At 52.8% G+C, this 15,138-nt stretch carries 12 protein-coding genes; 3 read left to right on the top strand and 9 right to left on the bottom strand.

The features are described from left to right. Positions 1–174 precede the first annotated feature (174 nt). From NV375_RS09990 to NV375_RS09980, 3 genes are read left to right on the top strand one after another with little or no spacing between them, the layout of a single operon-like run. Positions 175–1,575, top strand: coding sequence for an ABC transporter substrate-binding protein (locus tag NV375_RS09990; protein WP_258808087.1), 1,401 nt, complete (start codon positions 175–177; stop codon positions 1,573–1,575). Then, complete coding sequence (locus tag NV375_RS09985) at positions 1,576–2,040, top strand: tRNA (cytidine(34)-2'-O)-methyltransferase (protein WP_258808086.1); 465 nt, start codon at positions 1,576–1,578, stop codon at positions 2,038–2,040. Then, positions 2,040–2,993: a cation diffusion facilitator family transporter gene (locus NV375_RS09980; protein ID WP_258808085.1), complete on the top strand. Its 954-nt coding sequence runs from the start codon at positions 2,040–2,042 to the stop codon at positions 2,991–2,993. Before NV375_RS09985 ends, NV375_RS09980 begins: the two co-directional genes overlap by 1 nt. Here NV375_RS09980 and NV375_RS09975 read toward each other — a convergent pair. From NV375_RS09975 to NV375_RS09935, 9 genes are all read right to left on the bottom strand, one after another. After that, positions 2,920–3,954 carry an alpha/beta fold hydrolase gene (locus NV375_RS09975; protein WP_258808084.1) on the bottom strand — a complete coding sequence of 345 codons (1,035 nt, stop codon included), beginning with the start codon at positions 3,952–3,954 and terminating at the stop codon, positions 2,920–2,922. The genes NV375_RS09980 and NV375_RS09975 overlap by 74 nt on opposite strands. Beyond that, positions 3,955–5,301, bottom strand: coding sequence for a sensor histidine kinase (locus NV375_RS09970; RefSeq protein ID WP_258808083.1), 1,347 nt, complete (start codon positions 5,299–5,301; stop codon positions 3,955–3,957). A gap of 9 nt (positions 5,302–5,310) precedes the next feature. After that, the gene (locus NV375_RS09965) at positions 5,311–5,988 is read right to left on the bottom strand and encodes a response regulator transcription factor (protein WP_258808082.1); all 678 of its coding nucleotides are present in this window, start codon (positions 5,986–5,988) and stop codon (positions 5,311–5,313) included. Positions 5,989–6,064: 76 nt separating this feature from the next. Then, positions 6,065–7,480 carry a nitrogen regulation protein NR(I) gene (gene ntrC / locus NV375_RS09960; RefSeq protein ID WP_258808081.1) on the bottom strand — a complete coding sequence of 472 codons (1,416 nt, stop codon included), beginning with the start codon at positions 7,478–7,480 and terminating at the stop codon, positions 6,065–6,067. Positions 7,481–7,483: 3 nt separating this feature from the next. Continuing rightward, a complete protein-coding gene (gene glnL, locus NV375_RS09955) occupies positions 7,484–8,599 on the bottom strand; it encodes a nitrogen regulation protein NR(II) (protein WP_258808080.1) in 1,116 nt (371 codons plus the stop codon). Next, positions 8,586–9,218: a DUF4124 domain-containing protein gene (locus NV375_RS09950; protein ID WP_258808079.1), complete on the bottom strand. Its 633-nt coding sequence runs from the start codon at positions 9,216–9,218 to the stop codon at positions 8,586–8,588. Before NV375_RS09950 ends, glnL begins: the two co-directional genes overlap by 14 nt. Positions 9,219–9,258: 40 nt before the next feature. Continuing rightward, complete coding sequence (gene glnA, locus NV375_RS09945) at positions 9,259–10,671, bottom strand: glutamate--ammonia ligase (RefSeq protein ID WP_258240852.1); 1,413 nt, start codon at positions 10,669–10,671, stop codon at positions 9,259–9,261. A 292-nt stretch (positions 10,672–10,963) separates the two neighbouring features. Next, the gene (locus NV375_RS09940; RefSeq protein WP_258808078.1) at positions 10,964–14,083 is read right to left on the bottom strand and encodes an efflux RND transporter permease subunit; all 3,120 of its coding nucleotides are present in this window, start codon (positions 14,081–14,083) and stop codon (positions 10,964–10,966) included. Next, positions 14,073–15,041: an efflux RND transporter periplasmic adaptor subunit gene (locus tag NV375_RS09935; protein WP_258808077.1), complete on the bottom strand. Its 969-nt coding sequence runs from the start codon at positions 15,039–15,041 to the stop codon at positions 14,073–14,075. The genes NV375_RS09940 and NV375_RS09935 overlap by 11 nt, the downstream gene beginning before the upstream one ends. Positions 15,042–15,138 lie beyond the last annotated feature (97 nt).

Below are 15,138 nucleotides of genomic sequence, written 5' to 3'. Positions count from 1 at the left end.
CGCGCCATCGATAATGGCGCACAGTGTAACACCTTTTTTTGCCGAACCGAGGTGCTATACTGCAAGGCTAATTTCGTCATACTTTTTTCGACCCCGTTTGAGGCGCAGAAGTTGCATTCAATGTTCAGCTCTTGGTCTATTAAAACGTTGAGTATCGGGCTTGGTCTTGTGATCATGACCGCGCTCAGTTCATTCCCTGTCCGAGCGAATGAGCAGCCACAAGAGCTGGTGTTTCGCATGCCTGATTCGTCACCGATCACCGAGTTTGTCGTTACATTAATCACCGAGGTCTACACCGAGCTTGGAATTAAAATCCGTTTTGTCGAAATGCCGCGCGATCGCAGTCTCACCGAGGCCAATAAGGGCACGATCTCCGGTGAATTAGGTCGTCTGCCACAAATTGGGGAAGAATACGGTAACTTGGTGCGGGTTAACTTTCCGCTCTTTGACTCGCGCGTTGTGCTGGTGGCCGATCGCCGCGAGTGTGGTCTATGTAACTTTGCCTCAATTGAAAGTTATGCATACATCGGTGGCACTCAATCGGTCGAACATGTCATTGGTCAGCAAACCGTCAATAAGCCGAGCATCAAAGCGGTAAGTTTTGAACAACTTGAAATGCTCTACGAGAATAATCGTGTACAAGCGGTTGTTGTTAATGATTTTGAAGCGCGACAACTACGCTCCATTAATGACCCGCACACCATTACTGTTCCCTATACCCGCAACACTGGCTACCACTTTTTATATAAAGACTACGCCGACTTGGTGCCCAAAGTCGAAGCCATTCTAACGCGCATGGCTGCTAACGGTCGCATCAGTGCCATCGCGCAAGCCACTGGAGCAGAAATGCTAGCGCCAAAAATCATCGAGAATGGCCAGCAGTTTGGCAAAATCAGTATTGCTGCGGGGCTTGTTCCCGACTACACCGAACTGAATGGCCGTGGAGAGTATTGGCAGCTATTAAGCAAGGTCATGGCTCCGGTTACTGACGATCTTGAACTCCTCACCAATAGCCTAGCGCGAGCGTATCGCGGTTACGTTGACGAACGCTTCGATGCCTTTATTGGTGCTTATACTGTGTTTGTGCCCGAGCATTCCATCGCATCGCGTAATCACCTTGATTTTGACCAAGGCTTGTATTTGTTCACCCATGACGAGGCAACTTCTAGAGCTCTGCGCGCCGGTGAGCACCCGCGTCCGATTTGCCACATCGAAAGCTACATGTACAATTATTTGTTTCCGGATTCGACCACTTTTTATGCGGCAGACAACCATCTCGACTGCTTTGCCATGCTGGATATGGGCCGCGTCGCCGGTGTGATTGGCAGCCACAATCAGGCGCCCGAATGGGGTGAAACGCCGTATGTGCGAACCCAAATTCGTGACCCTTTGCCAATTCACGTGTTGTTTCGCAATAACCCCCGTGGTTATCGCATGCGGGACTGGTTCGATCGTGAGCTTCGTCGCTTAGTCGAAAGTGGCGAAATCCGTGAAGTTTACAGCGAAGAAGTCATTAAGCGTAGTAAGTTTCACCTAAATATGCCCCCAATGTCACAGTCGCAAGGACCGCAATAGATGTTTCATATTGCTCTACATAACCCTGTCATGCCGGCAAATACCGGTAATATTATTCGTCTAAGCGCGAATAACGGCTGCCAGCTCCATCTGATTGAACCGCTTGGCTTTGACTTCGAAGAAAAGAAACTACGTCGCGCTGGGTTGGACTATCATGATTTAAGCAATGTTGCACGCTACCCTGACTTTGCCTCGTTCGCTCAAGCGATGGGCGATCGAAAGATGTTTGCCTGCACGACCAAAGGCAGCAGCAGTTATACGTCAGTACGTTACCCTAGCGATTGTGTGCTGTTGTTTGGCTCTGAAACGAGCGGATTACCAGATGATGTACTGAATCAATTCACGCCAGAGCAACGTATTCGTATTCCCATGATGCCGAATAACCGTTCGCTCAATTTATCCAATGCGGTTGCTATTATTAGCTACGAAGCGTGGCGCCAACATGACTTTGTTGGGGGCGCTTAGTGGCTGAGCGTGATTATGGCTTCTGGGTCAAACTAGCAACCCGCGCATCGGTAACGGTTGCCTTCACGCTCATTGTCGTGAAACTGTGGGCCTGGATCGCCACCGACGCTGCCAGCATGCTAGCGTCAGCCACCGACTCGATGTTGGACGGCTTAGCCTCATTGTTTACCTTTTTCTCGGTGCGTTACGCGCTGCAACCCGCCGACCGCGAGCACCGCTTTGGTCATGGTAAAGCGGAGTCACTTGCGGCGTTGGTGCAATCGGCGCTGATCACGGGATCGGCGATGCTGTTGTTAGTGCACAGCGCCCAGCAGTTGTGGCAAGGGAGCCAAGTGCAACAGGCCGACCTCGGGGTTTATGTCTCACTGTTTGCCATTGCCCTCACGCTCGGACTCGTGCTATTGCAACGGGTCGCCATCCGCAACACAGGCTCCAAAGCCATCGCCGCCGACCATCTGCATTTTCAGTCAGATTTACTGTTAAATAGCGCGGTCATTGCCGCTTTACTACTTAGTGCCTATGGCTGGTATTGGGCCGATAGTGCGTTCGCCATTGTGATTGCCATTTATCTGGCCTACGGCGCGATTCGAATCGGCTGGGAGGCATTTCAAGGTTTGATGGATCGCGAACTTCCTGAGGACGACAAAGCACAGATTGTCGCGGTGTTGCGATCGACCAAAGGCATTCATGGTTGGCATGACTTGCGCACCCGAGCATCCGGTCCAACGCGGTTCATTCAGTGCCACGTGGAGCTCCGAGACGAGCTCTCACTAAAAGCGGCACATGACATTGCCGATGGCGCCGAACAAAGGTTACGCGAGCTGTTTCCAGACACTGATGTGATTATTCACATGGACCCACTGTCAGCGGTGCCGCAACCTAGCGCTGCGCAGACTGAAACCAATCCAGCGTCTGCTGTAACGCCGGCTGACGATACGCATCGGCCTCAATAAACAGTTCGTGGCGGGCCTCCGCAATGGTGGCTAAGCGGCTATACGGGTGCGAGAGCGCACAAACGAACTCAGCTTGCCCACGTGGATCAACGACGGTATCGCCGCCCGCTTGCAACACCAGTACCGGAATATGGATGTCAGCAGCCTCAGCAATCGCGCGGCGGCTGGCCGACAACGCTTGCGATACCCAACGAAAACTCGGGCCACCGAGCTGCACTTCAGGGTGCTGTCGATACAACTCTCGGAAGGTGTGATAACGCGCTAAGCTATGACTCAATTCATTCTGCGCAAACGGCACTTCAACATAGCCGCCAGTACCAATAATGAACCACGGACGGTGCGGCATTATAAGTTGATTCAAAAATGCGCCAGCATGGGCAAAACCTTTCGCTAACCAATGCGGCAGTCGGCCAGTCTGAATGCCAAACATCGGCGAACACAATACTGCACTTTTGACTTTGTGCGGGTAACGCGCCAAATAGAGTGCCGCAATTGCGCCACCCATCGAATGCGCCACAAGGTGCAGCGGAAGCTCGCGTCCATAATGATCAACCATCGCAGCTTCACTCGCGCGGGTAAAAGCCGCGAAATCATCAACAAAGTCATCAAAACGATCCACATGCCCGTTATGGTGATTGTCGCTCAGGCGATCTGAATAACCTTGCCCACGGTGGTCAATGATCGCCGTCGCATAGCCCAGCTGGGCCAGCTCCCACACCAACTCGGGATACTTTATTGCACCTTCAATACGGCCGGGGCTAAGCAGCACTAGGCCCTTGGCTTGCTCCGGGAAAACCAAGAAATAACGTAAGATGAGATTGTGCGGACGCGCCAATTCAAACATCTGCGCATGGGCACGCCAGTAGGGCATGATGGTGTCATTAAAAAACGCCTGCCAAGCCGACGTATCATTGTCGCTTGGTTTGACTGCCAACACTTGTCGGTTGTCTGTCTCTGGCACCTATGTGCTCCTTTTCAGCGTCACTGCAACTTCAAGTCCACCGTCAGGGTGGTTGCGTGCATCAACATAGCCCCCGAGCACTGCCGCAGCGCGTAAACTCAGTGCCATTCCGAGCCCAACCCCAGCTTTATGATTACGTGATGGGTCGGCGCGGTAAAATGGCGTAAACAGCTGTTCTAGCTGGTCTTCAGGAACGCCTTGTCCGTGGTCACGAACAATTACAGTGTAACTTTCTGGCAACTCCTGACAACTGATTTCGATGGCATCATCGGTGTACTGCAAGCCATTCCGAATAATATTTTCAAGCACCAAACGTAACAACTCAGGATCACTGTCGATAACCGGCCAATCGTCACTGTCATGCACCTGCAAACGCTGGCCGTGCTGTGGATCAACATAGCCAAGGTCTTTGACCAATTGTGACACCAACTCACGCACATCAACGGCTTCGGTATGCAAGCTTACCAAGCCGTTTTCTAAACGTGACAGCGATAAAATGCGTTCGATGATTGTACTCAGGCGCTCTAAATCACGGCCCAGTTGACCCAAGTGTTGGTCGCGTTCAGTGCCATCGTCGTCATCTTGACTCAGCATCAGCGCCACTTGCATGCGCGCCAACGGTGAACGCAGTTCGTGCGATACATCGGATAGTAAGCGCCGTTGCGCATCACGGGAAACCGCCAGGTCATGCGCAGTGGTCGCCAATGCCCGTGCCAGCTCACCGAGTTCGTCGTTACGCTTCGGCAAGCGCTTAAGTTCGGGTTTTTCGCTACCTTTGGCAATTTCGCGGGTGGCATGCGTCAGGCGCCGCAGTGGCATCACCAGCCAAGCACCCAAGAGAATTGCAATCGCTAAACTGCCGATAAGTAGCGCTAAGGTTTGCACGCGCTGGGTTTGCTGTTCCGAAACGACTTGCTGTTCGCGCTCCTCGGCAGTGATCGGGCGAGTCACTAACAAACTATAGCCATCGAGCTTAAAGGGGCCAATCAGCATACGATTGCCGATCGGAATTTGTTGCGGCTTATCCGCCTCGAGTTGGGTCAGTAACAAACGGCGGTGCGAGGCACTCAGCGAGCGATCTAATTGCAGGCGCTCTTGGCCACTCGGTGCGAGACTCGCTGCCACACGATAATCGCCCGCTAACAGCCGCCCGGGCGTGAGCGAGCGAAAGGTATTGACGTCGGATAGTAATGGCGCCAGCGAAGATTGCACCGCCTCCGGTACCGGTGCCGGTGCAATGGGCTTACTGAACCATAGCGCAAGCAGGTAACCACTGCTCGCCACTGCGAACAACAGCACCCAAAACAGGAACAGCAGTCGCAGTGAAAGCGAGTGATACCAACGCATCAGTCGACCTTAAGCGAATTGAATAATGCGATAACCACGGCCACGCACGGTTTGGATGCGCTCCGGGTCGGTCGGTAATTTTTTACGTATATTACTGATATGCACGTCAAGGCTACGGTCAAACGGCGCTAACGAACGCCCCAGTGCAGCAACCGATAGTGCATCTTTGCTAACCACTTCGCCATGCGCACGAACCAAGGTTCTGAGAATGTCGAACTCGGTCGGTGTCAGATCCAATTGCGTGTCATCGCAACGTGCTTCATTTTGTGCCGGATCAATCACGAAACCAGCGTATTCGCTCTTTTCAGGACGGACACTGGTATGTGGGGTGCGGCGCAGCAGCGCCTTCACTCGCGCCACCAGTTCTTTTGGATAAAACGGCTTCGGCAGATAATCGTCAGCCCCCAGCTCAAGACCAGCAACGCGGTCGTCGTCGTCACCACGAGCGGTTAACATCAGCACTGGCGTGTTGCGTGCTTGCTGACGCAACCGTTGCAGCAGTTGAAAACCATCAATTCCTGGCAACATAACATCGAGCAAAATGAGGTCATAAGACCCACTTAATGCGCGCTCCAGCCCCGCCTCGCCATCGGCAGCAAGGGTTAGTTGAAAGCCTTCCTTGGTGAGAATTTGCTCTAACATACTGCTTAGTTCAGCATCGTCGTCAACAAGTAATAATTTGCTCATAAGTTACCCTGTGTTGTTATTGTAGCTCTTTACAGACTAAGCATTATGTAAAGACACATCTAAATAGATAGTCCATTTACGCATCTTTTACGAAGCTTTTTAGCTTACGCGCAAGGGTGTTGCGTCCCCATCCAAGTTTTTCTGCAGCGCGTTGCTTGTGTCCGTCGGTACTCGCCAATGCGGCTTCGATAGCAATACGTTCTAATTCGTCAATCAGCTCATTGAGAATGTCCGTTTCGTGACCTGCTAAGCGTCGCTCAAGATCACGTCGTAACGCAATCTGCCAACTGTTAGGGTTTGGTGTTGCAGCGGCGTTGTCGGTGGACGGCTCGAGATCACTCGGTAGGTCAACCACATCCACGCGCCGGCCAGGCGCCATAACCGTTAACCAACGACAGGTGTTCTCGAGTTGCCGCACGTTGCCGGGCCATGCGGCCGCTTGTAATTTCTGCAGTGCCGCCGCGGTCAGTTGTTTGGGTTCGGCGTTGAGTTCAGTCGCCGCTTTAGCAAGAAAATGTTCGGTCAACTGCGGAATATCACTGCGACGCTCCGCTAAGGTCGGCAGCTGCAAGCGAATAACATTCAAACGGTGAAACAAGTCTTCGCGGAACTCTTTTTCTTGCACCCGTTGCTCAAGTTGCTGGTGTGTTGCGGCAATAATGCGCACGTTCACTTGCACCGGTTGATAGCTGCCAACCGGATAAAACTGACCCTCGGCTAATACACGCAGCAGGCGCGTTTGCACCGCCAGCGGCATGTCGCCGATTTCATCCAAAAACAAGGTGCCGCCGTCAGCTTGCTCAAAACGCCCACGGCGACGTTGAGTTGCGCCGGTAAAAGCACCTTTTTCATGGCCAAACAGCTCTGACTCAATAAGATCGCCCGGAATAGCCGCCATATTCAGCGCAATAAACGGCTTGTTACTCCGCGGACTATGCTGGTGCAAAGCTCGCGCAACCAATTCCTTCCCCGTGCCCGAAGCACCGGTAATCAGTACCGTTGCACTGGAATGCGACAACCGCCCGATAGCGCGAAACACATCTTGCATCGCCGGTGCTGCGCCAATAATGCCTGACACCTGTTCGGGCCCGCTTTGTTCGCCTTTTTCGCTCTGCTCGAGTTGTAACGCACGGCTAATGGTGTGCACCACCTCGTCCATGTCGAAAGGTTTAGCAAGATACTCAAATGCACCACCCTGAAAAGCACTCACTGCCGAATCTAGGTCGGAATGCGCGGTCATCACGATAACTCGCAGTTGTGGGTAGTGTCCCTGCACGTACTCGAGCACTTGCAAGCCGTCATCTCCAGGCATACGAATATCAGTTAGCAGCACCAACGGCTGTTGGTGCTCAAGCGCTTGGTACAGACTTGCCGCATCAGCAAAGCTACGACTCTGGATCGAGGCCCGTTGCAGTGCGCGTTCAAGCACCCAACGAATCGAACTGTCGTCGTCCAATAGCCACACAGGTTGTTCACTTTGCGCAGTCGCCATGCCTTACTCCTGTCCTGCATCTTGTACTTGGGGTTGGGTTTGGCGCGTCTCGATATAGGGTAAGTACAACAAGAAACGGGTATCACCGGACTCCGAAAGCAGCTCTACTTTACCGGCATGCTGATGCACAGCGTTTTGGGTAATCGCTAGGCCCAAGCCGGTGCCACCGGCACGCCCGCTTACCATCGGGTAGAACAAGGTTTCTTTCAATGCTTCAGGGACCCCAGGGCCGGTGTCTTGAATTTCAATCACCGCGCACTGGCGGTAGCGTTGCCCATACAAGGTTTGCTGGTGCAGCACCCGCGTTCGCAAAAAGACCTTGCCGGGCTGGCCGCTCTGCTGCAGCGCTTCACAGGCGTTCATCACTACATTCAAAATAGCTTGCTCAATGGCATCGGCAGCCATACTCAGCTCCGGCAGGCTGGGGTCATAATCGCGGACGAACTCAATGCTGCTCGGCGCGCTTAGCTTCGCCACCGCAATGACGCGCTCGATCACGGCATGCACATTTGTCGTCTCACGCTGCGGAAGTTCATGGGAGCCAAGCATACGGTCCACCAAATTTCGCAGCCGGTCGGCTTGGCTCATGATCAGGTCGGTATACTCGTGCAAGCTTTCGTCACTTAGTTCACTGGCCAACAGTTGTGCCGCACCGCGCAATCCACCTAACGGATTCTTAATTTCGTGCGCCAAGCCACGTACGATACTGTGCGCCGCTTGCAACTGTTGTTGCTGAGAATTTTCCTGATTGATGCGCCGTATTTGATCGACCTGTCGCAACTCGAGCAGCACTTGTAACGAACCATCGTCGCTTTGCAGCGGCTGCGCAATGAACTCAATAGTGATGCGCTGGCCATCATGAAAGACCCATGTCACATCGCTGTCGGAAACACTTTGCTGATCACGCAACGCATGCCGCAACACTTCCGGTTCTAACGAACTAAAACTGAAAAGGCTAAACAGTGGGGTATTGACGAGGCGTTTTCGGCTGCCGTCGAGTAACGTCTCAGCCGCGGTATTCATATAGCAGATATGCAACTGCGCATCGAGTTGCACAATTGCCGTGAGCAACTGGTCAAAGTCTGGTTGCACCATTTTGGTGCAATCAGTTCTGGCCACTCGTACCACCCATGTTGACGTTACCAGAACTGTTGCCAGAACTGATACCAGAATTGAGGGCAGGGTTATAAATCGAAGCTTGGTGAATGAAGATAACCAATGTGTCCGACACCGCCAATTCCGTTCCGCTTTCGTCAAACAGGCGCACTCGGAGACGATGCTCACCCCGGTTCATGTCACGCAAGGTAACGCCGGCCGAAGGGCCCTCGTACGTCAGTTGATTATCGACCCAAAGCTGGTAGTTTAGCCGCCCTTTCACGTTGCGGGTTTGTGCCGCCCAGGTCACGTTAACAATACCTTCATTACTGCGGATCGTTGCTTCATGAGCAGGGCTGGTAATGGCAATTGAGGCTTGCACATTGTCATCACCCTCTTCGTCATCGGCGCTCTCTTGACCGGTCATGATGGCACCGTCGGTAGCGCGTTTCACGGGCTCGAACTCGCTGACCACTGACTCAACCTGAACTTCTTCAGCGCCAGCTTCTTTTTTATCGGTATACACCACGGTGCCGTCTTCAAGCACCTTTTTGTACACCTGAGCATGACTGCTCGGCGCACAAAAAAGGCCCACCATGACAGCTCCGAGTAACAGCGTTAGGTAAAACGGTGTACGGGTCATAGTAGGCCTCCTGTCGTACGTTCGGTTTAATGACTAAGCATTAGACTGAATAATAAAGATCAAATTCAATCGGATGCGTCGTCATTTTTAAGGTCATGACTTCTTTTTGCTTCAACGCGATGTAAGCGTCGATCATATCATCCGTCATAACGCCGCCTTGCTTCAAGAAGTCGCGATCTTTGTCGAGTGCTTCCAACGCCATTTCTAGCGAGTGACACACGGTTGGGATCTCTTTTGCTTCTTCTGCTGGCAAGTCATACAAGTCTTTATCCATAGCATCGCCAGGATGGATTTTGTTTTTAATGCCGTCGAGACCTGCCATTAACAAGGCCGTGAAGCACAAGTATGGGTTCGCCGCAGGGTCAGGGAAGCGTACTTCAATGCGGCGTGCTTTGGCACTCGCCACAAGAGGAATACGAATCGACGCTGAGCGGTTACGTGCCGAGTAAGCAAGCATTACTGGTGCTTCAAAACCTGGGACCAAGCGCTTGTACGAGTTGGTCGCTGGGTTCGCGAAAGCGTTAATAGCACGTGCGTGCTTGATGATACCGCCGATGTAATACAACGCAGTTTCGCTCAAGCCGCCGTACTGGTCGCCAGCGAATAGGTTTTGGCCATCTTTACCCAATGACATGTGAACGTGCATACCTGAACCGTTATCGCCAACAATCGGCTTCGGCATAAAGGTTGCGGTCATGCCGTACGAATGCGCAACGTTGTGCACAACGTACTTGTAAACTTGGATCTCGTCAGCTTTTTTAGTCAAGGTGTTAAAGCGGGTTGCGACTTCGTTCTGACCTGCTGTCGCTACCTCGTGGTGATGCGCCTCAACAACAAGACCCATGTCTTCCATCACCTCACACATCGTGCTACGAATATCATGTGCAGAGTCTACTGGCGGCACTGGGAAGTAACCACCTTTCACGCCTGGGCGGTGAGCGAGGTTACCGTCAGCGTATTCTTTACCTGAGTTCCATTTTGCTTCTTCAGCTTCAATTTTGTAGAACGAGCCGCTCATGTCGGTGTGGAAGCGTACATCGTTAAACAAGAAGAACTCTGGCTCTGGGCCAAATAATGCGGTATCCGCAATTCCTGCGCTTTGCAAGAAAGCTTCGGCACGGCGGGCAATCGAACGTGGGTCACGATCGTAGCCTTGCATGGTGTCCGGCTCAAGAATGTCACACACCACGTTCATGGTTTGCACGTTTGAGAACGGGTCGAGAACAATCGACGAACAGTCTGGCATCAGTACCATGTCTGACTCATTGATACCTTTCCAGCCACTGATCGACGAGCCATCGAACATTTTGCCTTCTTCAAAGAAATCTTCGTTGATTTGCGACACCGGAATGGTGACGTGTTGCTCTTTACCTTTGGTATCGGTAAAGCGCAAATCGACGAATTTCACTTCGTTTTCTTCAATAAATTGCATTACGTCTTGTGGTGTCGACATGGTTTGCTCCAATGGTCGTTAATCGATAAAACAAAAAGCGCTGTCGGCTATTTGCCGTTTGCTGTTCGTTGAGAGACTGCAAGCTGTATGCCAACTTTTACGAACATCAACAAATTCAGTTAGTTATGATTAAACTTAGCACTCTTTTCAATTTTTGCTGCGTTTGTAGCGATGACTTCGTGCTGTTTTGTTGGGTTTTGCACCATTATAGTGCATAAAACTGCACCATGATAGTGCATTATTTAGGAAGGCTGCGGCGACCGGCTGCCGATCGCCGCAGTAAGATCTGCTGCTAGCTACGGCGTTTCAGCAAGGACGCGTACAGCAACGGAATCACGATGAGGGTCAGCACGGTTGATACCGCGATACCGAAAATGAGGCTCACGGCAAGGCCGTTGAAAATCGGATCATCCAAGATGAAGAAGGCGCCCATCATCGCCGCAATAGCGGTAAGTACGATGGGTTGCGTGCGCACCGCAGCAGCTTCAATCACGGCGTCGTTCAACGGCTTGCCAGCAGCCACCGCTTCACGGACAAAGTCGACCAGCAAAATGGAGTTGCGCACAATAATCCCAGCCAGCGCAATCATGCCGATCATCGAGGTCGCCGTGAATTGCGCGCCCAACAGGGCATGACCCGGCATAATACCAATCAGGGTCAGCGGAATCGGCGCCATAATGACCAAGGGCGTGCCGTAACTGCCAAAATGACCAACCACCAGTAGGTAAATCAATAATAGGCCTACTGCGTACGCCAAGCCCATATCACGGAAGGTTTCATAAGTGATCTGCCACTCGCCGTCCCATTTGATTGCTGCTTGATCCCATTCCGTGGGCTGGGTGATATAACTCTGCGGCAAGTCAATGTTCCCGGCAGCAGCAAACAACCCATACAATGGCGAATCAAGCTCACCCGCCATGTCAGCCGTCACATAGACGACCGGGCGCAGGTCCTTATGATAACGCGGCTGTTGTAATGGCACCGTGACGCGTTCGATAAACGCACTTAAGGGCACCGCTTGGCCTTGTTGATTGGTCACCGTCAAACTCTCGAGCTGCGCCAGTTGTCCTTGCCACTCGGCCGGCAAAAACAGTTGCACTGGCATCGGCTGTAATTCGTCGCCAGTGGCTAAGTAGGTGACCGGCATGCCGCTCAAGGCTGTTTGCAGCACCTGCACCGCCTGTGCGGGGCTTACCCCAAGCTGGGTCGCTCGTGCATTATTGATCTGCCAGATTTCTTCGACGCCGTCCGCAACCAAAGTACTGTCGACATCAACTACGCCGTCAGTTTGCTCGAGCTGAGCTAACACCCGCTGCGCTGCCGCTTCACGCTCACGCGCGGAGGGACCATAAACTTCTGCCACAATAGGAGCGAGCACCGGCGGCCCAGGTGGAACTTCAACCACTTTTAAAGTACCACCGGCAGCTTCAGCAATCGGCGTCAGTAGCGGCCGGATCGCGAGTGCAACCGCATGACTTGCGCGATCGCGATCCGCTTTGTCCGCCAACGTCACTTGAATATCACCTTGATACGGGGCGCTGCGCAAGTAGTACTGCCGCACCAAACCATTAAAACCAATGGGGGAAGCGGTTCCCGCATAAATTTGGGTCGCCGTCACCTCAGGCACTTCATCAAGTTTTTCCGCTAATGCCAGTAAAACTTTATTGGTTTGCTCAAGACTAGTGTCCTCAGGCATGTCCAACACCAGCTTGATCTCACTCTTGTTATCAAACGGCAGCATCTTCATCACCACCGCTTGGACGACAGCGAGCCCAAGCATCGCGACAATGAGAATAATTAAACCAAAGCCCATGAAATAGCGTTTTTTACGGCTCTCAAGCAGTGGCCGCATGATGCGTTCAAACCAGCGCTGCAGACGTCCATCAGCCTTTTCATCCGCGTCGTGCTGATGTCCGGCGTCTTTCAACACATGACGCGCCAGCCATGGCGTTACCGTTAGGGCAATAATCAGCGACAGCAACATCCCCATGGACGCATTGATCGGTATCGGGCTCATGTACGGCCCCATCAAACCACTCACAAACGCCATCGGCAAAAGTGCGGCAATGACCGTGAACGTGGCCAAAATCGTCGGCCCACCGACTTCATCTACCGCCGGTGGTATGGCTTCTTTAAGCGACTTACCCATGCCTAAATGGCGATGAATATTTTCGACCACGACAATGGCGTCATCGACCAAAATACCAATCGAGAAGATCAATGCGAATAGCGATACGCGGTTTAAGGTAAAACCCCAAGCCCACGACGCAAACAATGTGGTCGCAAGCGTCAACACGACGGCGCTACCGACCACGACCGCTTCGCGTTTACCCAGCGTGAATAACACCAGTGCCACCACTGAAATGGTCGCAAAAATGAGTTTTTGAATCAGTTTTGAGGCTTTGTCATCGGCGGTTTGTCCGTAGTTACGGGTAACTTCGACGGTAAGGGCCGGTGGTAACCACTGTGCTTCAAGCGTGTCGAGCCGCTCGAGCACGCGCGCAGCAACGTCAACAGCATTTTCACCCGCTTTCTTGGTAATCGTCATGGTTACCGCAGGCTTGACACTACCGTTCTTGGTCCGTGACCATACATAACGTGACGCTTTATTCGCACCGGCAGTAATGGTTGCGACTTGCTCTAACCGAACTGGGCGACCATCGACGACGGCAACCACCAGCTCTCGTAGCTGTTGTTCACTCTCAATAAAGCCACCGGCTTGAATCGCCAGCTGCTGCCCCTGTTGTAAACGATAACCCGCTTGGGCACTGGCATTTTGGCTTTGTAGCGCCTGCGCCACACGGTTAAAGTCAAGGCCTATCTGTTCCAGCGCCGTACTGTCTAAGGTCACGCCGATTTGCTCTGGCTCCGCACCGATCACTTCAACATCGCGTACCCCAGCAACATTTTGCAGCGGCGCACGCAGGGTGTCAGCGACAGCTTTCAAGTCGAGTTCGCTGGAGGTCAGGGTTAACCCGAGGATTGGCACGTCATCAATGCCACGCGCTTTGACCAGCGGCTGACTGGTCTGCGGATGCTGTTGCCGCCATGACGCCAAGGTATCAAACAGTTCCACCAAGGCTTTATCCCGCGGCACCCCTACTTCAAACTGTACCGTGATCAAGGCCTGGCCAGCCTGCGCTACCGAATAAATGTGTTCAATTCCCTGCATGCGGGCAAAATGTTGCTCTAACGGTGTAGCGAGTTGTTGCTCTACCTGCTCGGTGCGGGCCCCAGGAAAGGCGACCATGACATCAGCCATGGTCACATCAATTTGCGGTTCCTCTTCGCGCGGGGTGATCATAGCGGCCATCAAGCCAAGCAATAATCCAAATACAGCGAGCAGCGGTGTGATCTGCGAACGCTCGCCCCATGCAGCTAAACGCCCAGCGATACCCATCTTATTCGCCATAGCTCACCACCTCATCCGCCGCTAAACCGCTCACAACTTCAACGTCATCGCCGTAACGACCTCCCAGACGCACCGCGCGCCAGCTGTCATCAGCCATTTTGACCATGGTCAATTCACCTTGCCGATAAGTTGCTGCAAACGGGATCACGACACCCTGATGTTCGCCTACCTTCACCTTTACGGATTGCCATTGCCCCGGCAAAAAGTCGGTATCAGCAGGGAGGTTTAGACGCACACGCTGCGTACCGGTTTGTTGGTCTGCTGTCGGGAATACTTGAAATGCTGCGGGTTCAACGTCCGCAACGCGCGCCCAAGCAAACTGCTTCGCCGCAGCCGCGTAACGTGCTGGCAAGTCAACGTGAATACGTAACTCCGCCGGGTCAAAACCGCTCATCAACGGCGTTCCTGGTTGCACCAACTCACCCGGTTCAACCAGTCGGGCGCTCACCACGCCACCATAAGGCGCTTTGACTTCCGTGTAAGAAAGCTGCTCTTGCGCACGGGCGACTGCAGCTTGCGCCGAACGTTGTTGGGCTTTTGCACTATCCAAACTAGCTTGCACGCGATCGCGTTCCGCAGTAGGCAAGAGCTTCTGTTCGACCAGTCGCACCACGCGATCATACTCTTGTTGCGCGGCAGTCAAGTTGGCGTTTGCGGCCGCCAATTGTGATTCCGCTTGCGTCAACGCCTGATACTGATCGACTGAAGTAATGGTTACAATCGTGGCACCCGCAGGAACTTCGTCACCGACTTCAACCAACACCCGTTCGACACGGCCCGATACTTGCGCTGAGACGGTGGCTGCGTTGGTCGCTTCAACCACACCTTGCAATTGCAAAATATCCGCTAAGTTTTTCTGTTGTGCCGTGGCCGTCGCCGCATTCGCGGTGGAAGGAAGAACCATTAAGCTCATCACAGCAAAACCAAGAGCCCAAGTTGCGTAGTGTCGTAAAGTCATTAGTCGTTCCTCAACCTACAATAATTCAAAGCGTTAGCTCGATGTTTTTGTCAGCAGACTTTGAGTGTAGTCAGTAATTAAGATTTCGCTTATTTTA

Origin of the sequence: Pseudidiomarina sp. CB1 (assembly GCF_024752025.1) — a bacterium.
Taxonomy (GTDB): Bacteria; Pseudomonadota; Gammaproteobacteria; order Enterobacterales; family Alteromonadaceae; genus Pseudidiomarina.
The sequence above is the reverse complement of the archived record's forward strand: the minus strand, read 5'-3'. Positions and strand labels throughout refer to the sequence as shown.

Coding starts and splice junctions, on each gene's coding strand:
- NV375_RS09990 (WP_258808087.1), top strand. CDS start 175: ATGACCGCGCTCAGTTCATTCCCTGTCCGAGCGAATGAGCAGCCACAA.
- NV375_RS09985 (WP_258808086.1), top strand. CDS start 1,576: ATGTTTCATATTGCTCTACATAACCCTGTCATGCCGGCAAATACCGGT.
- NV375_RS09970 (WP_258808083.1), bottom strand. CDS start 5,301: ATGCGTTGGTATCACTCGCTTTCACTGCGACTGCTGTTCCTGTTTTGG.
- NV375_RS09965 (WP_258808082.1), bottom strand. CDS start 5,988: ATGAGCAAATTATTACTTGTTGACGACGATGCTGAACTAAGCAGTATG.
- ntrC (WP_258808081.1), bottom strand. CDS start 7,480: ATGGCGACTGCGCAAAGTGAACAACCTGTGTGGCTATTGGACGACGAC.
- NV375_RS09950 (WP_258808079.1), bottom strand. CDS start 9,218: ATGACCCGTACACCGTTTTACCTAACGCTGTTACTCGGAGCTGTCATG.
- glnA (WP_258240852.1), bottom strand. CDS start 10,671: ATGTCGACACCACAAGACGTAATGCAATTTATTGAAGAAAACGAAGTG.
- NV375_RS09940 (WP_258808078.1), bottom strand. CDS start 14,083: ATGGCGAATAAGATGGGTATCGCTGGGCGTTTAGCTGCATGGGGCGAG.
- NV375_RS09935 (WP_258808077.1), bottom strand. CDS start 15,041: ATGACTTTACGACACTACGCAACTTGGGCTCTTGGTTTTGCTGTGATG.